Raw genomic sequence first — 25895 nt, 5'->3', positions numbered from 1 at the left:
CCTTTTTTATGAATATAGTAGATTTCTCTTTATGCCATTCCACCATTTACCCCAAGATTCTGTGCAGTAATCCAGCTGGCTTCATCACTTGCTAAAAACAACACCACTTTCGCAATATCTTCAGGTTCGCCAATCCTATTGAAAGCAGACAAAGCAGCTAAACGATCGATAACTTCCTGAGGTTTACCGTTTGTAAACAATTCGGTATTTGTCGGGCCTGGCGACACGGAGTTTACATTAATCCCCCTACCACCTATTTCTTTGGAAAAGACCCTGGTTAACTGTTCAACAGCTGCTTTTGTCGCCACATAGGTGCTATATCCCGGAAGCATAATGCGGTTTACCGAAGTAGAGAAATTGATGATACTGCCATTATCAGCCAGACGATCAGCAGCTTCCCGCATGGTATTGAAAGTCCCTTTCACATTGATATCAAACTGCCTGCTAAATTCCTCATCGGTTGTATCCTTTAACAGCTTCGTAATCATAATCCCTGCATTATTGACTAAAACGTCTATTCTTCCATAATGGGCAATGGCCTCATCAAACATTCTTTTCACTTCAGCGGTTTTGCTCACATCAGCCTGCAATGCAATGGCTTCAGCCCCTTTTTGTTGCAACTCTTTTACGGTTTGTTCCGCAGCCTCCGTACTTCCGGCGTAGTTGACGATTATTTTTGCTCCCGCCTCAGCTAATTTATGTGCGATCGCAGCTCCTATCCCTCTCGAAGCACCTGTGATTAAGACTACTTTCTCTTTTAACGTTTTCATAATTTCTCTTTTGATGACTCCACAAAGTTGGCATATTTCAGCAGGTAAAAAGTATGGATATTACAGCATTACATGCAAATTTTCAAGATTAAAAAAGGACCATACTTTCGTATGGTCCTTCTATATTGATCTGGTCCTCCGCCCGGTTTATTTCAGGTCGAACCAAAGACGGGTAGTCAGGAGGTCTGCACCCTGCCTCGCTACTGCTGCTCTATAATTTGCTCCATTTAAAGATTGTTCCTGCCCCGGGTAGATAAACCTCAATGGAATTTTCCCCGAAAGCGTCCCTGCAACTGCCGGAACAAGTTCCGGATAGTCCAGCCGGCGCCATTCCGCAAAAGCTTCTAATCCCTGCCCGAACAACGCAATCCATTTTTGATATCCGATAGATTTCTTAAAGTTCGTAGCGTCATACTGTATTGCCGGAGATTGCGTATAAGCAGTAATCGCTGCTGCTGAAACACCATATTGCTGCAATGACGCTTCGATAGCCTGCTTATAAAGTGCTGCAGCGTTCTCGTTACTCAGCCCTCTTGCTGCAATTTCAGCTCTGTTAAACAACACTTCTGCATAGCTGATGATCACTGCCGGAGCAGTAGGCGCCAGAAAATAAACACCAGGTTTAGACGTTTTGGTCAATCCATAATTACTGGCATCTCCCGTTAATAAGCCATTTGGAATACCTACATAGGTTTTTGCTGTCACATCTTTTGTCGGACTGGCGAATATGGGAAGTCTTGGATCATTCATTGACCTCAACGTATCCACAATAGTTTTGCTCATTCTGTAATCATCCCGGGTATCGAATAGATTACTCACCGGGTTCTGATTAGGCGAAGTAGAATAATTCAGTTGTGCATTCTCCTGATTAGCCGCAATCAGCGCCCCTCCTTCTGCAGTAAGCTCAGCCAGTACAGCTTTCGTTTTTTCTACCTCTTTATCCGCGATACGGAGCGCGATACGCAACCTCAAAGCATTCGCGAACTTTTTCCAGAGTTCAATTTTACCATTATAGATAATGTCACCTAGAATTGGCTTACCCGCAGCATTCAGGTCTGCCTGAGCCGACTTTAAATCAGCAAGCAGTCCAAAATAAACATCCTTTTGCGTATCATAAACAGGATTTACATAAGCTTTGATCTGTACAGACTGAGAATATGGGATATCTCCATAAGCATCTGTCAGCAATAAAAACACCCAGGACCTCAAGACCTTCGCCACACCTCTGTAATTGGTATTTCCCTGCTCATCAGCCAGGCTCACCAGTTTGTTCAGATTGGTAATTCCTTTGGTGTAACCGGACGACCATAATTCCTGAAGGTCATTATTGGTAAAAATATAACGGTCTGGATCCGTGTATTGAATTTTCGACCAATGTTGAATGAATAACAAACTGGAGTTCATGTTATTGGTTACCCCCCAATAGGTATCTGCCGTACTTTTTATAGCTCCGGTAAGCAGGTAATCCGCTTGCGGGACTTCAGCAGAATTGGGATTTTTATTCAGATCTGCCAGTTGATCCTTGCAGGAACTGAGAGATAACGTAAAAATGCTGGAAAATAGAACTGGAATATATTTGAATTTCATGATGTTTAGAATTTAAGGTTAAGGTTAAAACCATATGATCTTGCTGTTGGAAGGCTCAGGTCTTCCAGGCCTTGTGCATTTCCCGTATTGAATGCGGTTTCAGGATCAATGTTTGGTACATTTTTATGAATGATCCATAGGTTTCGCCCTACCAGGGAGAAGGTCGCATTCTGAAATCCTATTTTCTTAGTCCATTGGCCCGGTAAGGTATAACTCAACTTCACCTCTCTCAATTTAACATACGATGCATCGTAGATAAACTGTTCATCCACATTGGTAATCCCTTTATAATATTGTTGGGCAGGAACGATGCGGCTGTTTCTTGTACCATCAGCCAATACACCATCGAAGATCATCCCATCCGTGTAGACCGTTTCTCCTCCCGGGGCTTGTCCGCCATTGGAAATTCCAACTGCTGTTCCCGAATTCACATTTCCAGGGAAATAGTAGCTCAAACCACCGTTTTCAGTATTTCTTCCTTTTAAGGTACTTGCCAGTACCCCTGTATAGGTTCCGGTCCGGTTTGAATTGGAATATACTTTACCCCCGATTCTCGCATCTACCAGGAAGTTCAGGTTGATATTTTTATAGGTAAAACTGTTGCTGATCCCTCCAAGCCAGTTGGGTGTAAATTTACCCAGATATTGTTTTGCCGGGTTAATTACGGGTGTTCCTCCTGCACCAACCAGGATCTCACCGTCAGCATTTCGCTGATAAGCAGTTCCAAAGAAAGTACCATAAGGTTTGCCGATTGCAGCAAGTACATCTACAGTTCTATTGGTTCCGATCGTATAACTGCTGATCAGTCCTTCTTTATCCAACTCCGTGACCTTACTACGGTTCAGTGCATAATTCAGGTTGATGTCCCAGCTAAAATCCTGCAATTTCACCGGCGTTAACCCAAGCTGTACTTCCAATCCTTTATTATTGATACTTCCTCCATTGATTAATTTCTGATTGTATCCGGTTGATGAACTCACGTTTACTTTCAGGATCTGGTTGATACTATTGGTATTGTACACACTCAGGTCAAATTTTACCCGGTTATCAAACAAGCCCAGTTCAATTCCCGCCTCCGCAGATTTGGTGATTTCAGGTAACAGATTTGGGTTGAGCTCTACCAGGCTTGCAGCCTGCTGCGGGTTTCCATTAAAAGGAGCGGTAAAACTATAAGTATTAACCAGCTGATAAGGCTCGGTTGCTTTCCCCACTTTTGACCAGCCACCTCTGATTTTGGCAAAACTCAACACCTCGCTTTTGATATCAAAAGCTTCGGTCAGGACCACACTTCCATTTACTGAAGGATAGAAATAAGAGAGGTTTTGTTTAGGTAAACTGGAATCCCAGTCGTTCCTGGAAGTTACGTTAAGAAAGGCATAGTCTTTATACCCAAATTGAGCAGATCCAAAGATACTATACGTTCTCAATTTGCTGTAAAAATTGGAAGATACAAGCGGATCTCTGGAATTGTTTAAAGTATAGAGGCCATTTACCGCCAGTTTCGTAGCCATCTGATCGTTCTGTTCCAAAGTAGATGTTCTTACATTTACCCCACCCAGGACATTAATAGAAAAGTCGTCGTTTATCTTCCTGTTAAACTCCAATCTTCCTTCCGTATTGTTTTCATTCACGGTATAAGCATCCTCCTGATAGGAGCCAAAAGGAGTTCCGTTTGTGCCATAGGCAATTTTTATCTTTCTGCGATCCGTATAATAATCGTTTCCGGTTCTGAAATTTGCAGACAGGGCTTCTGTAATTTTATAATTCAGTTCTGCACTTCCAATGATGCGGTCCCTTTTCTGGCTCACTGTATTTTCATAGGCAATGAAATAGGGATTGCTATAATAACTGTTGTTCCAGTTGATGTTATTTCCATTGTCGTCTTTATATTTTTTAAGCTGGCTCACATCTACCTGTCTGCCAAACCAGGTAAACTGAAGCATCGGACCGGTAGCCCGTTTACCTCCTGATGCCGGCAGATTTGCTGCATTGCTTTTGATATAATTCACATTGGCATTTAAAGTCAGTTTCGGTGTAATGCGATAAGTCGTATTCAGAAGTAGTGAATTTTTATTTTGCGAGGAGTTGGGTAATATCCCACCCTGAGTCAGGTTGTTATAAGAAAACCGAACGTCCTGTTTCTCCCCAGATCCGGCAATGGCCACTCCATTACTCAGGGCATAACCGGTTTCAAAAAAGTCCCGCACATTATCCGGATGGGCAATGAAGGGCTCAGGTTTTCCATTTGTATTAAACTGCGGAATCAGGCGGCCATCCAATGCGGGGCCCCAGCTTTCGTCCACACCGTCGTTCACTCCTCCCCCTTTACCATCTACATAACTAAATTTGCCATTTGAACCCTGGCCAAAAGCATTCTGATAAGTTGGCAGTGTTAGCAAATTAGAAATAGTAGTATTGGAATTGATACTGATTCCCAGTCCCTGTTGCCCTCTTCCTGTTTTTGTTTTAATCAGGATAACACCGGCAGCAGCCCTGGAACCATATAAAGCCGCGGCATTCGGGCCTTTCAGCACACTAATTGATTCAATATCTTCAGAGTTGATATCAGAAATTGTATTGGCAAAATCCCGGGAACCTCCGCTGCCAAGAAACTGTGAATTGTCTACCGGAACTCCATCTACCACAAATAAGGGTTGATTCTGACTGGAGATAGAAGTTTCTCCACGGATGATGATCCTCGAAGAACCCATATCTCCCTGACTATTGGTGGTTTGTACACCGGCGATTTTTCCTGCCAGTGAGTTGATCAGATTGGTTTCTTTTGCGGTAGTGATATCTTTGGATTTCAGCTCCTGTACAGCGTAACCCAATGATTTCTTGGCTTTCGTAATCCCTAATGCGGTAACCACAACCTCATTCAGGTCGTTTAATGAAGGCTCAAGACTGATCTTTAAAATCCCCGTTCCTGAAGTAATGCGGATTTCTTTACTGGCATATCCGAGATAACTGATCCGGATCAGGTCATTCACATTTGCCTGCAGGGAGAAATTACCATTTGCATCTGTAATTGTAGCATTATCTTTTCCTTTGATGGTCACTGACGCACCTGGAATCGCCTGTCCATCAGCGCTATCATTAACCACACCGGTAACTTTTACTGACTGCGCCCCGGCGGTCAGCAGGAAAAAAAAGGACAAAGCAATCCCTATAAAAATTTTGTATATTTTTAACATATTGGTTTTGAAATAAGTGTAAGAAGTTTAGAATTTGGTACGAAAGATCCGGCAACAACACATGAGTGTTGCCCCACGCATATCGTGATTTGCAACAGGGTGATAAAAAGATTTAGCGCAGCTAGTTTCGTAAGGAAGTAAGAGTAGGTTCATATGCTTAAATTTAAGTTTAGGATGCGCCCCGTTTCCTTCTTTTTCAGTGATGAGTGATGGCTTGATAAGCAGCAGCATTGTAGCTGTTGAACTGCTTATCTTATTCGCTATTTGCGAATTGGAATTAGCACCTTTTACCGGTTAGAAGGTAGAGGTTGCTAAGACATCACAGGGCCATTCCCTCAGTCTTTCTGGATAAGTCGGAAGATTAAAGAAGCATCTTCAGCAGCAAATATACAAATAATCTACTAATCCCATAGGAATTACAAATTTTATTTAAATAAATCCCATTCAGATTTTAGCATGGCAAACTGATATTGATTGATCCATTTACCATCTATGAAGGCATTTTCCACGAAATAGCCTTCTTCACTGAAACCTAAGCTCCTCAGCAAGGCTATAGCAGCCTCATCTTTAGCATTCACCGTTTTTACAATCCGGTTAACTTTTGCTTTTTCAAACAGGAAAGACATTAGCGCCGATGCAGCTTCTTTTGTATCACCTTTACGCTGCTCCACAGGAGAGATGTTGATCTCAATTTCGGCTATATACTGGTTGTTTTGTCTGAGTTTAAAGGTGAAATCACCAATAATCTCATCACTAGCCTTGTTTTTCAAGAAATACTGATTCCAACCTTTAGCTGAACTCAGCTCCTGATTCGGAACGTCTATGATTTCAAAATCCGGGCCTGAAAAACTGAAATCCAGGATTGGTGTTGCTGTTTTTGGCGCTGTTTCTACAGTGCTTTCTGTTGCTTTACCGGCATTTAAAGAACCGGCATAAACACTATTTGAGACCTGTTTTCCATCGTCTTTAATAAAAGAGATATAAGCTTCCATGCGTTCTCCTGCATGGGCTCCATCGATACGGATCGTGTCTTTACCTTCAGCTCTTTTTGATCCGATCAGATGATAACAGCTTACTTTTAATGCCGGGAAATAAATCATCAGCATGGCACGGTCGTTATCATATTGGTAAGACAGATCAGCCGGTATTTCCCAGTTAAATTCGATCTCATTGCCATCAGCATTCTGGCTGATTGCAGGATTAACCGCCATAGGGAGATCTCCCATGCTGACCAGTACTTTGGTATAATCCAGGCTGATGTTTGGATATTCACCCTGAAGGGCATTCAGTTTATTATAAGAAACGGCTTCATTATACTCGCTTTTATCCGTTCCGACAATTGCCAGACGGAATCCAGCCCGTATAACAGGAAGCGAAGGGCTCAGTATTTCGTTTACTACCTTCATTTTTTGGCAATTGGCTTTTCTTGCGGGGGTCAGCGGTTTAGTACTGATACCTATTTTTCTAATGATGTGTTTACCTTTTAAAGTATAACCTACCAGGTTGCCGATTCTGCCATGGAATCCGCCAAATAGCCCGTTTATTAATTTTCCCATTTTACTGCTTTTAGTTAACTAATTAAGTTCAATAGCAGTAATTTACGAAATATTTTGCATATACTATTAATATGTAACTAATTAAAGTTAATAGCTACTAAGTTATAAAAACGTTGTTAAAAGGTATGACAGACCAATAAATGACCTATCAATCCCCTATTAATAACGAAGTAATCATTAATAAAAACTAAAGGGAAATGCAACACATTATATCCGCATTTTAACCGGATTTTCTTACTGCATGTATTTCATAAACACCGCCTGAAAAGCTGCTAAGCTGATGAATTCCTTTTTGCTGACTTTACCCTTATTATAAATTTCATAGTAAGGCCTGGCATCTGCGGTCCAGGTAATTCCGGAATCAATTTTCCCCTGGGCATCAGTTTGTAAAAAGCTTAAAATTTCGGGTTTCTCTTTTGAAGCGCCACTTTTATAAATGACCAACAAGGCTTCTTCTTTAGAAAAAAGATCTCCAAGATGCTGGAAAACAACATTCAGATCAGTTGTTTTTGGCAGCAGTAAACTCATAAGAAGTTTAGTATTGATTTTATGATCATGGAGAGGTTCTTCTGTCAGTTCAATATTTTTGCTGGCATTGTAATAAACAATACCGTCTTTTTTAATACCGGTAATCCTGCTTTCTGCCGGAAGCACTCCCTTAATGTTGTCCAGTTGCTGACTATAAAAAACAGGTTTTCCTGATGCAGACATTTCAGCGATCAGGTGTTGATCTTTGACATAGATTTTTATATTGGATACTGTATCTTCCAGGTTTCTGATCAGAATCGTATCGCTCGTTTTTTTCAGACTGATCCGGTTATAGTAATGCATAGCAAAAAGATCTACGGTAAAATGGTCCAGTTTACCCTCTTTCCAATCTTTTATGGTTAGCCCCCCTTCCAGCAGCACATACTCTGGTCCATCTGTAATTTTACCATTCTTATAAACCGATCTGATGTCAAGAATTTTACTGCCTTCTCCGGAATGTTGCTCCAGACCAGATTTCGAATATTGATACCGGGCTTCTCCATTTTCATATTCATCCACCAGGTAAAGGTTTAATCCCGGAAGTACCTTTTTGAAAAAACCATGGAAAGGTTTGCCATTTTTATAAGTGCCCTTATAGACTGAAGCCGGTTGTGTGGCAATGATGAAAGAACTGTCGGTTTGAATCCTGTTCTCCTCATTTTGCGCATAAAGAAAGGAAGTCATCAGGCTTAAAATTAGGGTAAACGCTGTTTTCATTTTTTTAGATTATCAATCAATATTACCATTTTATTTGTAGATCCATCCGGCGGTTTATTATTTGCGGGAAATCGGCGTGTATTTGCTGATCTGCACAAAAAATCCGGCTCCTTCAAAAATGATGTTAACTTTGCCGGATGAATAAAGAAATTGCAGTGATCTTTGACATGGATGGTGTGATCGTCCATACGAATCCATACCATTCCCTTGCTTTTCGAGATTTTTTCTCCGTTCGGAATATGGCACCAACAGAGGCCGAATTTGCCCAACACATGTTCGGAAAGAGTAACAGTTATATTTTCAGTCACTTTTTTAACCGCCCCGTTCAGGGAGAAGAACTCCTGCAATTAGAAGAGGAGAAAGAAAGTCTGTTCCGGAAAATCTACGAACCTCATGTGGACCCCATTTCCGGTTTCCTTCAGTTCATATCAGACCTGGAAAGTCATCAGATAAAACTTGGTGTAGCCACATCAGCTCCTTATGCAAATCTTGACCTGATCCTGAGTAAAATCGACCTTCGTGAAAAACTAGGTTCAATTTTAGCCAGTGAAGATGTAAAAAAACATAAGCCAGATCCTGAAGTATATTTAAAATCGGCACATAATCTTGGGGTATCACCAGATCAATGCCTTGTTTTTGAAGATTCGTTTTCCGGAATATCTGCAGCTTTAAATGCAGGAATGCGTGTAGTAGGCGTGCTTAGCTCTCATACGATTGAAGAACTTCCGAAGTGTGACCTGTATATAGATAATTATAACGATCTGTCTTACGACAAAATTAAAGCACTGTTTTAAATCAACATATGGTATTAAAAGAAGGGGAAATCCCCCTTCTTTTAATTATTGGAGATCCTAAACGGCTAATTCGGAACATGTTCCACATCAACCACCTCTCCCTGAGGGTTCGTAATGCGGTAAGTAAAAACCTCTTTGCTGAGCACCAGGATATCCACCACTCTTGAAAACTGAGCACCGGCAGCAGTTGTACCGATTAACATTCTCTTTTTACCGTCTGCAGTCAATGCCCATTGACCTGAGCTCCTCAATGTGCCATCAAATGCCCTGATTTCAAAGTCGCCGTTTAAATTGTACTTTGCCAGACCAACGTATCCACCATTAGCGGCAGTTACATCTTTCCCTGTCTGGTCCTTAACGGTTGTAGATTTCCAGGTAACGGAGGCTAAAATTTCTGAAGGCGTTGCAGAAGATTGTTCCGGGGTCTTGTCGTCGTCTTTTTTACAGGAAGTAATGCCGAGCAGCAATAGACAGCATACCATCAGCACTGAAGTTTTCATCTTTAGATTCATAGTTTGTTTTTTGATTAGTACCACAAAACTATGCTCCGGAAGAATGATTCAGATAGGACAGGTTAACGCAATACCAGCACTAATTATCAGATCTTTTATTTTCCAACTCGGTTTTTAGCTTTTCTATTTCTTCCTGTGTATGACGGTTTTCCAGGTAATAGTAAATTGCAAAGGCAAGGAAAATCTTTCCAAGCACAAAAACTGCGAGAAATACCCACCTCCATATTTTACGGATGCGCATGTGTCCGGATTCGGCTTCGATCTCTATAAACTGCTCACTTTTACGTGACCTGGAACCCCGGCTGCTTTCTTTAGGTTCCTCTCCTATTAGATATCCAAATTGAGGCGCTTTAACCAGTTCATTGATTCCTCCTTCAATCTTAGCCCAGGTATTGGGAGGAGGCGTAATGGCCATATGTTCCGCGATACGTTCCAGATCTGATTCCAGTTTAAAGAGTGCCTCTTCAATTTGTGGGTGTTGCGTTTTTAGCTGTAACAGCTCATTGGCTTCCGCTTCAGAGGCAGAACCTAATACATACGCTTCCAATATTCCGCTTTCTATGTATTCGTTAATTTTCACTACCTTTTCTCATTATAGCGAAAGCCTCTTTTAAAGTCTTCCTGGTTAAATCTTCTGTTTTATTTAGCGTTTCTGCGATAGCTGCAATTGTTTTTCCACGATAGTAAACATCGCAAAATACCTGCCTTTGCTCCTCCGACAATTGCTTCAGATCATGATCCGGAGAACCGGGCATTTTTACCCCGGAACTCAGACTGGCATGTACTGGGATATCCGCTGAAGACCATAGCTTCTCTCTTGTAAATTTTTGTAACGGAGGCCAGGCGCTGACACCGTTCCAGTTGACATCATTAAATTGAATGGAAAGGTCACAAAAAACTTTAACCAGGTATTCTTCTGCCAGTTTTCTGTCTTTGACAACTTCGAAAATATAACCCAGGAGCATGCCTGCATGTCTGTCGTACAGACTGCGTATGCTTTCGGGTTTATGTTCGGTGAGTGACTGAGGCGTTGTTTCGAGCATAATTCAGGTCTTCTTCAATGGAGCAAATTATCTTCATACGGCCCCTTCATAAAGGGTAACGCAGGTCCATTAATCTTAAAAGTAAACAAACTTTACAACATTTGGGAATAAATACCATAAAAAGTAAAATGATATTAATAAAAAACGGGCAATAACCTCATTTTTAGGTTATTGCCCGTTTCTCTATATAAAATTGATGTTCCTTTAATTTACATTATTCAGGCTGATGGTAAAATCAAGGTTGGAATTAGCAGCGATTGGCCCCTGCCCTCTTGTTCCATAGCAAAAAACAGAAGGGATCAACAGTCTTATTTTTCCGCCTGGTTGAATTTTTGGAACACCAATGATCCAACCCGGAATTAAAGCACCTAATGGAAAGCTCACTTCGCTTCCTTTTGAACTATCGAAAGTTGTACCGTTCAGCAATTTTCCTTCATAAACAATGGTGATGTTTGAACCCAAAGTAAAATGATGATTGCCGGTACCAGGCGCTGAAATCTGATAAAACACGCCATTTTCATCTTTCTTCATGTTTTGAAGGTTGTTGTCAGTCACAAATTTACGGATTGCCGCAGTGTCCAGTTTATATTGAGCCATTGCTGCAGCAGGTATTTCATATTTTGGTATTTCACCAGAATAACCGTTATCGGATTTATCTTTTGAACAGGCTGCAAAGCATCCGGCTATGCAAACCAATAATAAGAAGTGTTTTAGTTTAGTCATGTCCACAAATATATCATATATATTGTTTTTTTCATCAATCCACAGGATAAGGCCCTTCAGAAAATGATTGGGCATGATATCCTTTTTTTCCAACCTGTTTTGCCAGCGAACTTCGAAGCTCATTCCCGGCTTTCAACTGTTCAAGCAGGTAGCCAAAATCATATTTTGGTATCCAGCCCAACTCTTTCCTGGCTTTTTCATTCACGTATACCCGGTCGATCTCCGCAGACATCTCCCAATCACAACGCTCATATAACTCCTGGTAACCAGGATAATATTTAGCCACCACCTGAACTGCATTTGTTCTCAAATCAGCCAGGTCTTCCGGTAAAAACGGAGAACTCGCAGTAATGATGTATTTACCAAACCCCAAAATCCCGGCTTTTTCCGCTGCAGCTAACTGTGCCCCTACTACATCTTCCAATTCCACCCGGCGAAAGAGAAATTCATTTGCTTTAAGGTTTTCTCCCTGAAAAGCCTCTCTTTTTTCTTTCTCATCATCATCTTCAGGGAAGAACCGGGATGTTCTGAGGACGATACAAGGCAGGCCATGATTTTTATGGAACAGCTGACAAAGGTCCTCGGCCGCTAATTTAGTAAGCCCATAAATATTTTTGGGAACCGGTACCAGCGCTTCCGTTACCCAGGCTGCCGGAGCTCCCGGACCCGGTTTCATCGCATCACCGAATACACTTGTGGTGCTGGTAAAAATAAAGCGCTTTACGCCCGCAGCAACAGCTTCCTGCAGGAGATAAAGGGTTCCGGTAATGTTTGTATCAATAAATTGCTCCATACTATGAGTGGCCACATGAGGTTTATGAAGCGTAGCAGTATGAAAAACAGTCTCTACTCCCTCCATGCAAGTCCTCAGAAAAGACGGATCGGTTATAGAACCGACATGACTGGTAAAGGGCGAGCTGCTGATATCTATCCCAATTACTTCATCGTTTAATTCGCTCAGCCTCCTCACCATTGCCTCTCCCAGGTGTCCGGAACTTCCGGTAACTAAAACTTTCATATCGTCTATTTTTATTGCAGTTAAATCAGGGCTAATTTACAAGGAAAAGACCAGAGGCAGGAAGGAAAAGGGCTTTAAAAGTGTCTTTCTCCGGACCACAGATGAGTTGATCTCTATTTATAAGTACCGGATCAATTGAAGAAGATTTTATTTCCTACTTTTATAAAAGACTTATTCTTTATAAATAAACAATGAAACGAATAGCTTATTTACCCTTAATGGCCTTACTTGCAATTACCAGTGCCTGTAACCAGCAAAAATCTTCATCTGGCGAAAGCGACGAAAGCATTTCCCCTTCCAATCCATTCTTACAGGTCAGCAAGCTGCCTTTCCAGGCCCCGGCTTTTGATCAGATCAAAGACAGCGATTTTAAACCTGCTATTGAAGAAGGAATGAAACAGCAAATGGCCGAAATTTCGAAGATCGCTGATCAGGCTGAGCCGGCAACTTTCGAAAACACCATATTGGCTATTGAAAACAGTGGTCAGCTCTTAGGTCGTGTAAACCGTGTATTTGGCTTACTTACCGGCGCCAATACCAATCCGGAACTACAGAAAATACAGGCAGAAGAAGCACCGAAGCTCACGGCAAACACTGATGCGATTTACTTAAACACCAAATTATTTAAACGTGTAGAAGCCGTTTATAAGGAACGCGCCAAACTAAAATTAGATGCAGAATCGCTTCGTTTAGTGGAGTATTATTACCAGAAATTTGAACTGGCAGGAGCTAAACTGTCGGAGGCCGATAAAGACAGATTAAAAGAATTAAATAAAGAAGAATCTTCCTTAAGCACGAAATTCAGCACCCAATTGCTGGCCGCAGGTAAAGACCTGGTCAACACCACACAGCAACCCCCTCTTCAGGGAATGGCCGATCGTGCGGCACGCCAGCGGCTTTTTGAAGCCTCCTGGAACCGTGCTGAGAAAGGTGATGCCAATGATACCCGTAAATTAATTTCAAGAATTGCACAGATCCGTGCGCAACAGGCACAGCTTTTAGGATTTAAGAATTATGCGACATGGAAGCTTCAGGACCAGATGGCCAAAACTCCTGAAGCAGTAGAAGCGTTCTTCAGACAACTTGTTCCTGCAGCAACGGCAAAAGCCCGCGCAGAAGCCAAAGATATCCAGGCGGTGATTGATCAGCAAAAAGGAGGATTTAAACTTGAGCCATGGGATTGGACTTACTATGCAGAACAGGTCCGGAAAGCAAAGTATGACCTGGATGAGAATCAGGTGAAACCTTATTTTGAGCTCCATAAAGTATTGGAAAACGGGGTATTTTACGCCGCCACCCAGTTGTATGGCATTACTTTTAAAGAGCGTAAGGATCTTCCCGTTTACCAGGAAGATGTCCGCGTATTCGATGTGATCGATAAAGATGGCAGTCAGATCGGGTTGTTCTATGCTGATTATTTCAAAAGAGACAACAAAAATGGTGGGGCATGGATGGACAATATGGTTCCGCAATCCAAACTGATGAAAACAAAACCGGTGATCTATAATGTATGTAATTTTACAAAACCGGCTTCCGGACAACCTGCATTAATCAGTTTTGATGATGTAATTACCATGTTCCATGAATTTGGCCATGGTCTTCATGGCCTCTTTGCCAATCAGCAATATGTCAGTCTTTCAGGGGCGAATGTTGCACGTGATTACGTAGAATTTCCTTCTCAGTTCAATGAGCATTGGGCATCAGATCCTAAGATCCTGAAAAACTATGCTGTTCACTATAAAACCGGTGAAGCAATGCCTCAATCACTTTTAGATAAAATCAAAAAGGCAAGTTCATTTAACCAGGGCTATGAATTTACAGAAGCGCTTGCAGCGGCTGATTTAGATATGCAATGGCATACCCTTCCTGCAAATGCAGCGCTACAGGATGTCGATAAATTTGAAGCTGAGGCATTGAAGAAAACAAACCTCAACCTGAAAGAAGTTCCTCCGCGCTACCGTTCCAGCTATTTCTTACACATCTGGAGCAATGGTTATGCAGCGGGTTATTATGCCTATAGCTGGACTTCTATGCTGGAAAATGATGCTTACTCCTGGTTTCAGGAAAATGGCGGACTATCCAGAGCTAACGGACAACGTTTCCGCGATATGATCCTTTCAAAAGGAAATACCGAAGATTTAGGAAAGATGTTTTTTAATTTCCGTGGGCATCAGCCAGAGATTAAGCCCATGTTGATTAAACGCGGATTGCTTTAATCTTTTTGAACAGAAATTACAATTTTCCCAGCCTCCGATAAGTACCAAACTTATTGGAGGCTTAACTCAATGGTCTGATCTGCAATTGAATTCCTGCATCAGATAAGGCTCTTTTAACATCAATCATTGCCCCCGATCGAATCCCTCCGGCAACAGCCAGGTCCCCAACCCATAAAAGACTGCGGACAGTAATGGCATATTCTCCAAAGTCCTGCACAATGACCACTGGTTCAGGAACAGGCAGAACATTGGCATTTTCTTTCAGGGTATTTTTTATCAACTGGATTACCGCATCCAGATCACTGCCATAAGGCACCCCCATCGTAAATTCCACCCTTTTACTTCTATTCTGCATCGTCCAGTTGATCAGGTGTTGCGAAAGCAGGTCCCCATTCGGCACAATAATATCCGCCCCTTCTGCATTGTGAATTTTACTGGAACGGACCCCGATTTCTTTAACGATACCGGATTTGTTTCCAATCTCAATCTGATCACCAATTTGTATGGGACGTTCAAAAGCAAGGATGATACCTGAAACCAGGTTGTTCACAATATTTTGTAAACCAAAACCGATACCCACACCAAGGGCTCCGAGCATGATAGAAAGCCGGTCTATCGGAATTCCCGCAGCAGCTACGGCAATCAGAAACCCTACCGTCCATATCGCCAGACGGATGAGCAACATCATGGAGTTTAAGCCACTTCTTTTCCCCCCTGCACTCGCTTTTTCATGTCCAAAGAAGAAACTGATAAAACTGGAAATGAGTGAAGAGAACCAGATGATACAAAAGAAAATACCGATACTGGCAAAAGTGAACTGGTAACTGCCAATACTTCTGGACTCATACAGGAAGTCGGCCGACAGGCGAAGCATTAGGTCATAGAGCGTCAGGTTTCTGATCAGCCCGATAGTCCAGATGATACTTGCCAGAATCCATAAGGTCCGCTGAAAGCGGTGCTGTAACTCTTTGAAATTGATAAAATCTGAAAAACGGCTCGATTGATAGGCTTCCGTTTGAAGGTAAATTGCCTCCAGGACCATGGTACAAAAGACTTTCAAAGAAATTCCCAGCATCAGGCATTGGATCGCACTCACCCCGAAAATTTTAGCAAGAGACAACCTTCCCGATAAGTTAAATAAGATGGAGAGCGCCACCTGTGCGAGCGTGAAAATGATCAGAGCTTTAGTGACGGGAGATTCTTCAATTTTCACAAAGAAAGGCGTTCTCCTCCGAATCATATCTACACATAGCAAAAACAGTAATATTCCTGCAATAAACAATCCCCAGCGTTCGCCAACAGAACTCTCCAGGAGGATGTCATCAATTGCATAGAAGAACCAGATCAACACCAGACCGGTCCATAAATATTTTGATGATCCATTTAAAAAGGGGAACAGCAAAAAACACAGGGCAATGATGCGGAGCGCCTCAATGGCATGCAGCAATGACATTGTCGGGTTACCAAACAACAAGGGAGCATAGGTAAGTAAACCCATTACGGAGCCAATAATGACACTCCGTTTTAAGAAGTTAACCTGCATGAACACACTTTCCACCTCTTCCTGTTTTTTGATTCTGCGCATGTTAGACAGCAGCCAGGCAGTGATGAAAATAAAGATCAGCAAGGCGAGGGTGGCGAGGTGGCCTTTACCTGCAAGATAAATGGAGATGATCTTTCCGGAACGTTCAAAGGCATTCAGAACCGTTTCCCCAAAGGACTGCTTGTACTTTTCGGCTTTCAGTTTAAATAAAGGGGCCTCCTCCCTGGAGAACATATTTATCTTTTTAGAGATCGACAAATAGCTCATATTTGAGGAGAGGTCACTCAGCTGTAAAAGATTAATTGACAATCTGTTCCTTAATAAATTAACACGGGAAAGCATTTTTCTTTGTAGGGTATCGAGTCCCTTTCCGTCTTTAACCAGACTGTTCAGCTGTTCGTTTAAAACGGAATCCGGGATAATCACATTCAGGTCCGGATCAGCAAGTATTTTCCTGACTTCGATATTGCTCTTGCTGAGCTGGTCCCCATAGGAAACGAGTATCTTTTTATAGTTCAGCAGATTGTCGGACTGCTCCTTTAAAAGGATTACGGCACTATTTAAGCTGCGCAGGTTCATTTTCTGCCCCTGGGTTTCAAACCTCTTTTTGAAGGTTTTCAGTTTTGTTTCTATTTCCGACAAAGGCTTTTCGATCACACTGAAATCAAAACCGATCCTGATAATGAAATTATTCTTATCAATAGCCAGCGTGTAAGTTTCCACTTTATTCACCAGCAATGGAATCTCAGATTCCGTAACAATATGTTTCGGCTTTTTTTGGGTAGGTTGTTGTTTATTCTGGGCAAAAGAAAATTGAAAAGCTGCCAATAAACAAAGAAATATTAAAGATATTCTGATATTCTTACGATAAGAACCTATTAAAATCATATGATCATTCAATTTACGCTAAGAGCTAATACTTTAAGCAGTATTTATGCCAAGTATTAGCTGAAATGCAAATGTCCTGAATTTAAAGTTTCCGGCCCCAAAAATATTCTGCGATCATCCGGACTATTCCGGGCGGGTGTATTTTACCAGATCGATCGCAATTCCATTTGGATCTGAGATGGCAAAATGACGATCTCCCCAGTGCTCATTCCGGAGGTCAATTTTGATCTCTACCTTTTTCTTTTTCAATTCTCGATACAAACGGTCTACATCTTCCACTTCAATGGTCAGGTACATCCCCTGTCCTTGAAAAGGTTGCTGAAATAATGGCTGCTGAGAAGCATGGTTTGGAAGTAAAAAACTCAGTTCCGCCTGTTTTCCAGGGGCATGCAGCAGCAGATAAAAATCGTTTTCATAAGAAATTCCAAACCCTAAGATATTGGTATAAAATTCTTTTGTTTCAGCCAGCTTACTGGTAATAATTCCTGCGTTTAATTTCATTTTCTGTGGTGATCTGAGGTGTTGTGCATTCGATAATCCAGATAACAGGATTAGAATAAATAGCATACATGATCTTTTCATCGCTTTATTTTGATTACAAATCTAGCGATGCATTCAAAACAAAAATTGTAAAAAACGGACAACTTAACTTCGGAAGGCTTTGAAAGGGGTACTGCCGTAGAGTTGTTTAAACTCTTTGATAAAATGCGCCTGATCATAATATCCTGCGATGAGGTAATAGCGATCTTTTTCGGGATTTTCTGTGTCGGATTTTCTGCGGATAAAATTCTGGAAGCGGACAATTTTACTGAAGGTCTTGATGGTATCCCCCGTATAGTATTCGAACAACCTGCTGAGCTGCCTTGGGCTTATCCCTACATCCAGATCCTTTTCAATATTCAGCACACCGGCACGTTGTAAAATGATATCCATTGCCGCCGCAACCCGGTTATCACTTTTCAGCTTTACCTTTCCTATCAGGTTCAAAAAATAGTCATTTAACTTATTCACGATTTCTGTAGTGCTCATTTCTGCAGAGAAATTACTTCGGATAAATGAAGAGGTTTCAGGAAGTACCTGTTCCATGGGTTCACACAGATTGGTCAGTTCAGCTGCGCTGATCCCATAGATTTGTGTAAAGCGGGTAGGAAGAAACCTCAGTCCGATATAGTTAAAACCACTGCTCAGCTGAAATTCTGTATAACTGTTGCTAAGGCCCATCAGGTAATTTTCTTTCGGGTTATTCAACTCAAAGAAGATGTCAATACAGCCATCAGCCACCACCCGATAGGGATACGCATCCGCTAAATGCGTTTCTGATTTCAGTTGCCAATAACAATAAATAAAATCCTGAAGCCTGGCATCCGGTAAGAATTCCAGATAACTTACCGCCCTTTCACCGGAACCCCTTGCGGGCTGAACCGGACGAAAAAGGGCCCTGATTTTAAAATCATTGTTCGCGGCCATGAATTAAAGTTGTTCAGATACGGTATCTTTTTTATTCATTCTAAAAATGAAGAACATTACAATAATAGACAATAAAATGAGAATCAGGTAACTATAACTCAGGTTTCCTTCGTCTTTAGCAGGAACGATATTGACAATGCCATAACTTAAAAAAGAAACAATCACATAAGTGATCCCTCCGGTAAGTCCGCCTGCAATACCTGCATTTTTCGGAAATTTCCCCAGACAGAAAGTGAAGTAATTATTAAACGTGTAGCCCGCGCCAACATGGATGATAAACGCAAAGAAAATCAGTGAATACAGGTTTGTAACAAACTGGAGGCTGATCATCATCAGAATGACAAATACCAGTTGCAGGGTCACATTGACAACCAGCCGACTGAAAAAAGGCTTATTGATGGTAGCCTTCCCAATAAAACCACCCACCATCCAGGCAAATCCCAGAACCAGAGAGCTGTACCCTGCTATAACCGGGGTAAGATTTAAGTGGTGCTCAATGATAAAAGGCCCGGTCATATTATACACCATCACCATACAGTAAGCCAGCCCCAGCATCACGATACCCAGGGTAAAGCTTGCTGTTTTAATCATATTCACATAAATGTCTACAATTTTACGGAAACGGAATTCGGTAAAATGAACCAATGTTTCTCCACTATATATCAATTCTAAAACCGCGAAGACCAATGCAAATCCGGCTAAGAAATAGAAGTTAGACTCCCAGCCAAACACCGTTTGCAGGTAACCTCCTACAAAAGGGGCCACAATCGGACCCGTCGACCAGATGATGGAAAAAAGGCTCAGGTAATGCTTCAGCTTATCTCCGGTAAAGACATCTACGAAATAGGCGCGTTTCGCTACCACAATAGCTCCTACCGTAAGGCCATGAATTACCCGCATCAGGTAAATGAGATAGATGTTATGGGTTACCGCAATAACCAGACTGGCCACAGCAAAGATCAACAGCGAGACCAGTCCCGCTTTATACCTGCCAAAGCTGTCCAGTACACTTCCGATAAACAATTGTGAAATTCCATAGCTGATCAGGAAAATACTCAGGGTAAGCTGCACCTGAATGCTGCTGACCTGCATCTCTCCGGCCATGGTTGGTAGTGAAGGAATATAAATATCAGTAGCAAAACCAGATAAAGGCAGTAATGCAAAAGCCAGAAGTGTAGCGATACCCTGATGGCCTTCTTTTATTTCTTTTGTTTTGGATGTAATCGTAATCATAGACGCCACAAAATTAACAATTTAAAAGGAGCCAAAATTATGATATTCAAACAAACACTTATGGAATTCAACTAAAGCAGCGTGAACAAGCAAACAAAAAAGCCCACAAATAGCCTAAACAGGCAAATATCAGCTTTTTACAGATTTCATAAAATTACACAATTCAAACAATCAATCTGCACATAACTTCACATCTCCTTAATCTATTCATAACACCATACCTGGTAAAAGAGCTGGGTAAGTATTTTATTTTTGCGGGGTATGAACAGAAGATCAGCACTCAAAAATATTGGCCTCGGCAGTATCCTCCTATCCCCTTCCTTTGGATTCAGCAAAACCGCAACAGCATCCGCTCCCGTTTTAAGAATCGCCCATCTGACAGATGTCCATTTAAAAGATGATTTTGATGCCCCTGCAAAATATGTAAAATGCCTGCATCACGTTCAGCAGCAATCGCCCAAAGCAGACCTGATCCTCAATGGCGGAGATATCGTCTTTGACATGAACAAGGAACAGCTCAGCGCTATTGAGGGGCAATGGAAATTAACCCATCGCATCCTCAAAGAAGAATGCAGCATCCCCCTGCATTATTGTCTGGGGAACCATGACATCTGGTGGGATGAAAACAATAAAGGACAGACGATTTACGGTAAAAAGTATGCGCTGGACCAGTTACAACTTTCCAAACCCTATTACAGCTTTATGAAAAACGGCTGGAAGTTTATTGTGCTCGACAGCGTTCATCTGGATATTGATCAGACCTGGTATATTGGAAAACTCGGAGAAGAACAGTTTCTATGGCTGGAAAAGGAGCTTCAGCAAACACAGGCAGATACCCCTGTACTGATCATGTCCCATATCCCGATCCTGACAGCGACCCTGATGATTGAAGATGATATTGTTAACAAATGGGAAATGCTGGGTGGAGATATGCATACCGATACGGCAAAAATAATCAAGCTGTTTTATCAGCATCCAAACGTTAAATTATGTCTGAGCGGACATATTCACCTCAGAGATAAAGTAACCTATAATGATGTCACCTATATTTGCAACGGAGCCGTCAGCGGTGCCTGGTGGAAAGGCAATAAAAGAGAAACTGCTCCTGGTTACGGCCTCATTGATTTGTATGCAGATGGCAGATTTGAAGAACGTTACGTCAATTATTAGAGCTTAGCCTTTGTTGATAAAATCACCACACAAGAGCCCATCACTGCAATAAATATAAAAGAGACTTTTAAAGTAAATGCACCTGCCAGGAAACCGATCACCGGTGGTCCGATCAGGAAGCCCACGAAGCTGATGGTGGAAACCGCTGCAATGGCAGCTCCCGGAGACATTGTGCTTGATTTCCCTGCCGCACTATATACCATAGGTACCACAGAGGATACGCCTGCGCCCACAAGCATAAAGCCAATAATGGCCGTAGTCAATGTTGGAAACAATACGGCGATCATTAAACCGATGGTGGTCAATATTCCGCTGACCTGTAAGGTTCTCTTTAATCCGAAACGGGCGGCAAAGCGATCTGCTACAAAACGTCCCATGGCCATCGTACACATAAAAGCAGTGTACCCTGCAGCCATCCAGCCTTTCTCTGCCAATACGATTTTCTTAAAATAGATGACACTCCAGTCGAACATTGCCCCTTCGCATACCATAGAGCAGAAGGCAATCAGGCCAAGCGTGATCAATGATTTATCCGGAATGGCGAAAGCTGAACCTGTTTTTACCGGCTTCCGGTCGTTATGAAGGTATCGCCAGCAAAATACAACAGAAAGCACCGTAATCAGTGCAATGAGGAGAAAATGTGGAGTAGGACTGATGTTCTGACCGATCATAAAAGTTCCTATTCCCGCGCCGATAAAACCTGCCATACTCCATAAGCCATGAAAAGAGGCCATAATCGGTTTGGTATACAAAGCTTCTGTGGCTACCGCCTGTGTATTTACAGAAATATTGGTGGCATTACTGGCCAGGCCGAAAAGAACCAGGCAAATCACCAGCTGGTAAACCTGTGTAGCCATTCCGAGGGTGATCAGCATCAATCCATAAGTAATCAATGCTGCTGCAAGCAACCTCCGGCTGCCAATTTTAGTAACTGCCCAACCCGATAGTGGCAAAGACAACATCAGCCCAACAGGTAATGCAAATAATACGGCACCCAGTTGCGCATCCGAAAGAGAAAGATTTTGCTGTATGGTCGCAATACGGGAAGCCCAGCTTGAAAAGCACAGACCTGTCATAAAAAACATGGCAGCAACCGCTGCCCGTACCACTTTCGGAGAATAATGCTTCATGGAATTACTTTGATTCAAGTGCAAATATATGCAACAAATTCATTAAAATATGCAATATATTGCAATAAACTGCAAAATACACTATAAGATAAGTAATTCCTATCAGAATGTGTATTTTCAGGCCCATACCATTGACCTACCTGAAAGATCAATTATTCGAATAAAAAGAAAAATCAATGAAAACGTTTCGTATTTTCAGCCTGCACACCTTCCGGTAACGAAAGGGAGCCGCTCCGTTTTAAGAAAACCAACAATGACAAATACGATTAAAGACATGGAGAAGCTGTCCGGGCAGGTAGAGCAAAAAGACCTTGCTAAACTGGAGACCGGAGCGAAATTATATTTACGACATTCCAACATTACCTTCCAGATCATTTCCTCAGATCACAACAGGCTGATGATCAAAACGCAGCAAGGCAGGCATTTGTCTGGCAGTTATGCTGATGAAGTCAAACTCATTGAGCTCACCAGAGACCTCTTTAGCATTTTGCCCAAAAAACCGGTTATTGCAGTTCAGCCATTAGTTTATACCCCAGTTCCTGTTGACGTAGTAGACCCCGCCTGGATCAAAGAAAAAATGGAGAAACACCATATTTTCATCGACCATATCGTAGCCGATACAGGAATAGATAAAGACAGTCTTTCTGCATGGATTAATGGAACTAAACCGATGACGCAACCTGTAAAAGCCATGCTCTACTTTATCTTTACAGATCATGAAAGCAGGGAGAGCTGATCTCTGATTTATTCGTTTTCTTTTAACAAAAGAAAAAAGGTCGTTCCTTTTCCCGGTTCACTTGTTACCGAAATCTTTGCATTCATAATCATTGCCATCTCATAAGAAATACTCAGGGCAAGTCCTGCCCCATTATTTTCATGCTGGTCTATATCTCCCGATCCCGCAGTAAAAAGCCGATCGATCCGTTTCTGACTCATTCCAGCGCCCTGATCATGAATTGCAATGATCATGTTCCCATTCTCCATCCAGGCGTTAATAGAAATCCTTCCCTCAACCGGTGAAAATTTAGTCGCATTGTTCAGGATATTCCTGAGTATGAACAGCAACATTTGTTTATGAGTTAAAACCGTTGCCAGCTCAGGTATATTCAGGATCAGCTTTATGTGTTTCTTTTCCTGGGCAATTTTAAAGAAAGTATTCGCTTCGGTAATCAGGTCTTTTACCAATAGTTTTTCCGGCTGATATTCAAAGGTGGTTTTCTTGGATTTGATCCATTCCAGCAAACCGTCCATAAAAGAGAGACTCTTCTGAGAGGTCTCAGCAAGCTCCTTCATGATTTCCAGTTTTTCTTCCTCTGTCAGCAAATCCACATCATCATTAAAAACGCTGGACAACATTACAATGGTACTGAATGGTTGCCTCACATCATGTGCAATCACTGAAATCAGCATGGTATTAAAGCGGTTGGTCTGCTGCAGTTCCACATTTTGCGTTAAGGTAATTTCATTCAGTTTTTGTTGCGCTTTCACATGTTCTCTTTTCACCCTCAATGAGCGATAAACGAAAAATAACAGGGCCATACTAAGTGCAAACAGGCAACTCAATAAGACGATCGTGGTTTTTCTTGCCCCTTCTTTACTCCTGAGTTCTTCATTTTCATTTTCACGAAGTGCGTAGTTCAGGTAATTATAACCAGACTGGTCTGCAGCCTGTGCAATGCTGTTTTTCTTGGCTAGTAAAAGAGAAACGTAATGATAAGCTTTCTCATGGCGACCATCGTCTCTATAATGCTGGTATAGCTTCTCCGCAAAAAGCATGTAAAATTCAGCATAACCAAACTTTTCAGAGGCAGCCAATCCAGTTTGCAGATAACCGATTCCAAGGTCATGCTTAGACTGGTCATTTTTACCCTGCTCTATTAACATTTTGCTCAAGGGCAAATAAATACCAACCTTTAAATTCTCCAGTCCCAGACTATCTGCTTTCCGCAAAGACCTCAATAAAATCTCCAGGCCCTGCTCCTGCTTTCCTTTCTGATAAAGCAATTCTCCTTCAAGAGACTCATAGTAAATAATTAACCGGTCATCTTTATATTTTTTAGCAATACGCATTCCCTCTTCAAACAGGGAATTGAAACGCTCCGGGCTGATACTTTTATCAATATCCAGGATATTACTAATGATGATTGAGCGTATAGAATCCTTTTTTAAAGATTTGCTCTTTTCAAAAGCTTCTTTAACATACCTAAGCGCGCTTTTCTCATTCTCATAGACCAAAATCAATACTCCTATGTTCATAAGTACCTGACAAACATTTTCCTGATCGTTTATCGATTTATAGAGCTGAAGTGCTTCATTGAAATATTTTGCAGACAAGTAATTATTAGTAGAAAGATAATAGACAGCCTCGCAATTCTTTGCATCGGCAATCCCTTTTTTATATTGTAACCGGAGAGCGATTTGTTTTGCTTTTGTCGCATAATAAAGGCAGGAATCCCGGTAACGAAGATGAGACAGCATAGCCATGCGGTTCAGGCTATTCACATACTTGATGCTATCTTTTATCAGGGGCAGTCCGGATTTCAATTTATCCAGCTCGGCAATCTGAGAGAATCCCCTGCCAGCATTGAGCAGAAATACCAGCGTAATCCCAATAAATAACACAAAACGCTTAAACATAGCAACAATTGGATGAACTATGTGAAATTACTATTAATTGTGTTTAAATGGTAAAAAAACAGAAAGCTTACCTGTTGATCTTTTGTATTAATGATTTGCTTTTACATTTTTCGCTGCAAGTTCCACTGTCTGTACTACTCTTTTTTCCCTTGTTTCTTCTTTTTTCGCCTTAGCGATCCATTCCAGGATCATCCGTTTGGAAGAGGGAGAAAACTTCTGAAAGTTTTCGAATGCCTCAGTATTTTTATCGAATAATTTCTGGAGGTCCCAGGGTATAATGGCATTCTGAGCGTCAGCCAGGCCTTCCCAACTGCCATTGGCCTTAGCAAGGTCGATCATGGCCTGTCCGGCAGGCATCATTAACCCCTGTTCCAGCATCCGCTCCACCCTTTCCCTGTTCACTTTACTCCAATTGCTTTTCGCCTTTCGTGGCGTAAACTGGAGGTAACTGCTTTCCTCATCCCGTTTATTTGCTTTGCTGTCAATCCAGCCAAAACACAATGCCTGCTCAATAGATTCCTTATAATCAATACAAGGGGTTTTACTTTTCTTATGATACAGAATCAGGCATATCGCCTTTTCAGAACTCCCGTTTTCTGCTAGCCAATTGCGCCATTCTGCATTTGTGCTGGCGTAAAAGGCCGGTATTCCATTATTCATTTCCATAACTTTCAGTTGTTTTACAGGAACATTTAACTCTTTTTTGCGTTCAGCACTTCCAGGTAATGGACATTATACATGATACCAAGGATATTCCCGAAAGGATCAATTACCGAAGCCGTGATGAAGCCAGGACCCCGTTCTGTCACCGGTTCATGTAATGTGGCGCCCAAAGAGATCAGCTTATCAAGACTCTCATTGATCTCATCTACATGCCAGTACGTAACCGGGGCCGGCACTCCAGGTGTCCATCCTTCGGGAGCATAACGGCCGTCAATCAATCCGAGTTCATGCTGATAATCTCCGATCCTAAACTCTGCATATCCCGGACGTTCAAAATATGGAGGGATTCCCAGTAATTCTGCATACCATTTCTTTGCAGCTTCATGATCCAGCGCGTAATAACAAATTGTAGTTAGTCCTCTTAACGTTTGTGAAATAGCCATTTTTACATTTTTTTAAGTTGAAACCTGATTTCTTTTTCTAAAAGTAAGACCGGCTTGTGACAG

At 41.8% G+C, this 25895-nt stretch carries 22 protein-coding genes and 1 riboswitch; of the genes, 4 read left to right on the top strand and 18 right to left on the bottom strand.

Annotated features, from left to right (window positions below; genetic code table 11):
• Nucleotides 1-29: 29 nt before the first annotated feature.
• The 5 genes from BFS30_RS15655 to BFS30_RS15635 all read right to left on the bottom strand — a co-directional run bounded on the left by BFS30_RS15655 (nucleotide 30) and on the right by BFS30_RS15635 (nucleotide 8352).
• Nucleotides 30-770, bottom strand: a complete 741-nt coding sequence (locus BFS30_RS15655; protein ID WP_069380152.1) for an SDR family oxidoreductase — start codon at nucleotides 768-770, stop codon at nucleotides 30-32.
• Nucleotides 771-917: 147 nt separating this feature from the next.
• Complete coding sequence (locus BFS30_RS15650) at nucleotides 918-2357, bottom strand: SusD/RagB family nutrient-binding outer membrane lipoprotein (RefSeq protein WP_069380151.1); 1440 nt, start codon at nucleotides 2355-2357, stop codon at nucleotides 918-920.
• 5 nt (nucleotides 2358-2362) lie between these two features.
• A complete protein-coding gene (locus BFS30_RS15645; RefSeq protein ID WP_069380150.1) occupies nucleotides 2363-5551 on the bottom strand; it encodes a SusC/RagA family TonB-linked outer membrane protein in 3189 nt (1062 codons plus the stop codon).
• A gap of 245 nt (nucleotides 5552-5796) precedes the next feature.
• Nucleotides 5797-5906: riboswitch (SAM riboswitch) on the bottom strand.
• Between the two features lie 70 nt (nucleotides 5907-5976).
• On the bottom strand, nucleotides 5977-7107 hold the full coding sequence (locus tag BFS30_RS15640; RefSeq protein ID WP_069380149.1) for a GNAT family N-acetyltransferase: 1131 nt from the start codon (nucleotides 7105-7107) through the stop codon (nucleotides 5977-5979).
• A 234-nt stretch (nucleotides 7108-7341) separates the two neighbouring features.
• Entirely contained in the window at nucleotides 7342-8352 is a 1011-nt protein-coding gene (locus BFS30_RS15635) for a hypothetical protein (protein ID WP_069380148.1), read from the bottom strand.
• A gap of 137 nt (nucleotides 8353-8489) precedes the next feature.
• Here BFS30_RS15635 and BFS30_RS15630 point away from each other — a divergent pair, with 137 nt between their 5' ends.
• Entirely contained in the window at nucleotides 8490-9146 is a 657-nt protein-coding gene (locus tag BFS30_RS15630) for an HAD family hydrolase (RefSeq protein ID WP_069380147.1), read from the top strand.
• A 65-nt stretch (nucleotides 9147-9211) separates the two neighbouring features.
• Here BFS30_RS15630 and BFS30_RS15625 read toward each other — a convergent pair whose 3' ends face one another.
• From BFS30_RS15625 to BFS30_RS15605, 5 genes are all read right to left on the bottom strand, one after another.
• Entirely contained in the window at nucleotides 9212-9658 is a 447-nt protein-coding gene (locus BFS30_RS15625; RefSeq protein WP_069380146.1) for a DUF4822 domain-containing protein, read from the bottom strand.
• Between the two features lie 79 nt (nucleotides 9659-9737).
• Nucleotides 9738-10238 (bottom strand): hypothetical protein, encoded by a 501-nt coding sequence (locus tag BFS30_RS15620; RefSeq protein WP_069380145.1) that lies wholly within the window; start codon nucleotides 10236-10238, stop codon nucleotides 9738-9740.
• Nucleotides 10228-10701 (bottom strand): RNA polymerase sigma factor, encoded by a 474-nt coding sequence (locus BFS30_RS15615; RefSeq protein ID WP_069380144.1) that lies wholly within the window; start codon nucleotides 10699-10701, stop codon nucleotides 10228-10230. Before BFS30_RS15615 ends, BFS30_RS15620 begins: the two co-directional genes overlap by 11 nt.
• A gap of 204 nt (nucleotides 10702-10905) precedes the next feature.
• Complete coding sequence (locus tag BFS30_RS15610) at nucleotides 10906-11424, bottom strand: FKBP-type peptidyl-prolyl cis-trans isomerase (protein ID WP_069380143.1); 519 nt, start codon at nucleotides 11422-11424, stop codon at nucleotides 10906-10908.
• A 34-nt stretch (nucleotides 11425-11458) separates the two neighbouring features.
• The gene (locus BFS30_RS15605) at nucleotides 11459-12442 is read right to left on the bottom strand and encodes an NAD-dependent epimerase/dehydratase family protein (protein WP_069380142.1); all 984 of its coding nucleotides are present in this window, start codon (nucleotides 12440-12442) and stop codon (nucleotides 11459-11461) included.
• Nucleotides 12443-12633: 191 nt separating this feature from the next.
• Between BFS30_RS15605 and BFS30_RS15600 the strand changes: the two genes are divergently transcribed.
• The gene (locus tag BFS30_RS15600; protein WP_069380141.1) at nucleotides 12634-14658 is read left to right on the top strand and encodes a M3 family metallopeptidase; all 2025 of its coding nucleotides are present in this window, start codon (nucleotides 12634-12636) and stop codon (nucleotides 14656-14658) included.
• 61 nt (nucleotides 14659-14719) lie between these two features.
• Here the strand turns inward: BFS30_RS15600 and BFS30_RS15595 are convergent, their stop codons facing one another.
• The 4 genes from BFS30_RS15595 to BFS30_RS15580 form a co-directional block, all read right to left on the bottom strand.
• The gene (locus BFS30_RS15595; RefSeq protein WP_069380140.1) at nucleotides 14720-17029 is read right to left on the bottom strand and encodes a mechanosensitive ion channel family protein; all 2310 of its coding nucleotides are present in this window, start codon (nucleotides 17027-17029) and stop codon (nucleotides 14720-14722) included.
• Between the two features lie 183 nt (nucleotides 17030-17212).
• Complete coding sequence (locus BFS30_RS15590; RefSeq protein WP_237028587.1) at nucleotides 17213-17656, bottom strand: VOC family protein; 444 nt, start codon at nucleotides 17654-17656, stop codon at nucleotides 17213-17215.
• 78 nt (nucleotides 17657-17734) lie between these two features.
• The gene (locus BFS30_RS15585; protein WP_069380138.1) at nucleotides 17735-18556 is read right to left on the bottom strand and encodes a helix-turn-helix domain-containing protein; all 822 of its coding nucleotides are present in this window, start codon (nucleotides 18554-18556) and stop codon (nucleotides 17735-17737) included.
• 3 nt (nucleotides 18557-18559) lie between these two features.
• On the bottom strand, nucleotides 18560-19789 hold the full coding sequence (locus BFS30_RS15580; protein WP_069380137.1) for an MFS transporter: 1230 nt from the start codon (nucleotides 19787-19789) through the stop codon (nucleotides 18560-18562).
• Between the two features lie 261 nt (nucleotides 19790-20050).
• On the opposite strand from BFS30_RS15580, the gene BFS30_RS15575 reads away from it, so the two are divergent.
• Nucleotides 20051-20959, top strand: coding sequence for a metallophosphoesterase family protein (locus tag BFS30_RS15575; RefSeq protein WP_069380136.1), 909 nt, complete (start codon nucleotides 20051-20053; stop codon nucleotides 20957-20959).
• On the opposite strand, the gene BFS30_RS15570 is transcribed toward BFS30_RS15575, so the two are convergent.
• Nucleotides 20956-22089 (bottom strand): MFS transporter, encoded by a 1134-nt coding sequence (locus BFS30_RS15570; RefSeq protein WP_069380135.1) that lies wholly within the window; start codon nucleotides 22087-22089, stop codon nucleotides 20956-20958. The genes BFS30_RS15575 and BFS30_RS15570 overlap by 4 nt on opposite strands.
• Nucleotides 22090-22138: 49 nt before the next feature.
• On the opposite strand from BFS30_RS15570, the gene BFS30_RS15565 reads away from it, so the two are divergent.
• On the top strand, nucleotides 22139-22825 hold the full coding sequence (locus BFS30_RS15565) for a hypothetical protein (RefSeq protein ID WP_083252068.1): 687 nt from the start codon (nucleotides 22139-22141) through the stop codon (nucleotides 22823-22825).
• Between the two features lie 8 nt (nucleotides 22826-22833).
• Here the strand turns inward: BFS30_RS15565 and BFS30_RS15560 are convergent, their stop codons facing one another.
• From BFS30_RS15560 to BFS30_RS15550, 3 genes are all read right to left on the bottom strand, one after another.
• On the bottom strand, nucleotides 22834-24726 hold the full coding sequence (locus BFS30_RS15560; RefSeq protein ID WP_069380134.1) for a sensor histidine kinase: 1893 nt from the start codon (nucleotides 24724-24726) through the stop codon (nucleotides 22834-22836).
• Between the two features lie 87 nt (nucleotides 24727-24813).
• Nucleotides 24814-25392: a YdeI/OmpD-associated family protein gene (locus BFS30_RS15555; RefSeq protein ID WP_069380133.1), complete on the bottom strand. Its 579-nt coding sequence runs from the start codon at nucleotides 25390-25392 to the stop codon at nucleotides 24814-24816.
• Between the two features lie 26 nt (nucleotides 25393-25418).
• Entirely contained in the window at nucleotides 25419-25832 is a 414-nt protein-coding gene (locus BFS30_RS15550; protein WP_069380132.1) for a VOC family protein, read from the bottom strand.
• Between the last annotated feature and the right edge of the window lie 63 nt (nucleotides 25833-25895).

Origin of the sequence: Pedobacter steynii, assembly GCF_001721645.1 — a bacterium.
GTDB classification, from domain to species: domain Bacteria; phylum Bacteroidota; class Bacteroidia; order Sphingobacteriales; family Sphingobacteriaceae; genus Pedobacter; species Pedobacter steynii_A.
This window is presented reverse-complemented; position numbering and strand designations above follow the sequence as displayed.

What these genes read in the sequence shown, in the direction of transcription:
- BFS30_RS15655 (WP_069380152.1), bottom strand. Translation starts at nt 770, where the DNA reads ATGAAAACGTTAAAAGAGAAAGTAGTCTTAATCACAGGTGCTTCGAGA.
- BFS30_RS15650 (WP_069380151.1), bottom strand. Translation starts at nt 2,357, where the DNA reads ATGAAATTCAAATATATTCCAGTTCTATTTTCCAGCATTTTTACGTTA.
- BFS30_RS15645 (WP_069380150.1), bottom strand. Translation starts at nt 5,551, where the DNA reads ATGTTAAAAATATACAAAATTTTTATAGGGATTGCTTTGTCCTTTTTT.
- BFS30_RS15640 (WP_069380149.1), bottom strand. Translation starts at nt 7,107, where the DNA reads ATGGGAAAATTAATAAACGGGCTATTTGGCGGATTCCATGGCAGAATC.
- BFS30_RS15635 (WP_069380148.1), bottom strand. Translation starts at nt 8,352, where the DNA reads ATGAAAACAGCGTTTACCCTAATTTTAAGCCTGATGACTTCCTTTCTT.
- BFS30_RS15630 (WP_069380147.1), top strand. Translation starts at nt 8,490, where the DNA reads ATGAATAAAGAAATTGCAGTGATCTTTGACATGGATGGTGTGATCGTC.
- BFS30_RS15625 (WP_069380146.1), bottom strand. Translation starts at nt 9,658, where the DNA reads ATGAATCTAAAGATGAAAACTTCAGTGCTGATGGTATGCTGTCTATTG.
- BFS30_RS15615 (WP_069380144.1), bottom strand. Translation starts at nt 10,701, where the DNA reads ATGCTCGAAACAACGCCTCAGTCACTCACCGAACATAAACCCGAAAGC.
- BFS30_RS15610 (WP_069380143.1), bottom strand. Translation starts at nt 11,424, where the DNA reads ATGACTAAACTAAAACACTTCTTATTATTGGTTTGCATAGCCGGATGC.
- BFS30_RS15605 (WP_069380142.1), bottom strand. Translation starts at nt 12,442, where the DNA reads ATGAAAGTTTTAGTTACCGGAAGTTCCGGACACCTGGGAGAGGCAATG.
- BFS30_RS15600 (WP_069380141.1), top strand. Translation starts at nt 12,634, where the DNA reads ATGAAACGAATAGCTTATTTACCCTTAATGGCCTTACTTGCAATTACC.
- BFS30_RS15590 (WP_237028587.1), bottom strand. Translation starts at nt 17,656, where the DNA reads ATGCTATTTATTCTAATCCTGTTATCTGGATTATCGAATGCACAACAC.
- BFS30_RS15585 (WP_069380138.1), bottom strand. Translation starts at nt 18,556, where the DNA reads ATGGCCGCGAACAATGATTTTAAAATCAGGGCCCTTTTTCGTCCGGTT.
- BFS30_RS15580 (WP_069380137.1), bottom strand. Translation starts at nt 19,789, where the DNA reads ATGATTACGATTACATCCAAAACAAAAGAAATAAAAGAAGGCCATCAG.
- BFS30_RS15575 (WP_069380136.1), top strand. Translation starts at nt 20,051, where the DNA reads ATGAACAGAAGATCAGCACTCAAAAATATTGGCCTCGGCAGTATCCTC.
- BFS30_RS15570 (WP_069380135.1), bottom strand. Translation starts at nt 22,089, where the DNA reads ATGAAGCATTATTCTCCGAAAGTGGTACGGGCAGCGGTTGCTGCCATG.
- BFS30_RS15565 (WP_083252068.1), top strand. Translation starts at nt 22,139, where the DNA reads ATGCAATATATTGCAATAAACTGCAAAATACACTATAAGATAAGTAAT.
- BFS30_RS15560 (WP_069380134.1), bottom strand. Translation starts at nt 24,726, where the DNA reads ATGTTTAAGCGTTTTGTGTTATTTATTGGGATTACGCTGGTATTTCTG.
- BFS30_RS15555 (WP_069380133.1), bottom strand. Translation starts at nt 25,392, where the DNA reads ATGGAAATGAATAATGGAATACCGGCCTTTTACGCCAGCACAAATGCA.
- BFS30_RS15550 (WP_069380132.1), bottom strand. Translation starts at nt 25,832, where the DNA reads ATGGCTATTTCACAAACGTTAAGAGGACTAACTACAATTTGTTATTAC.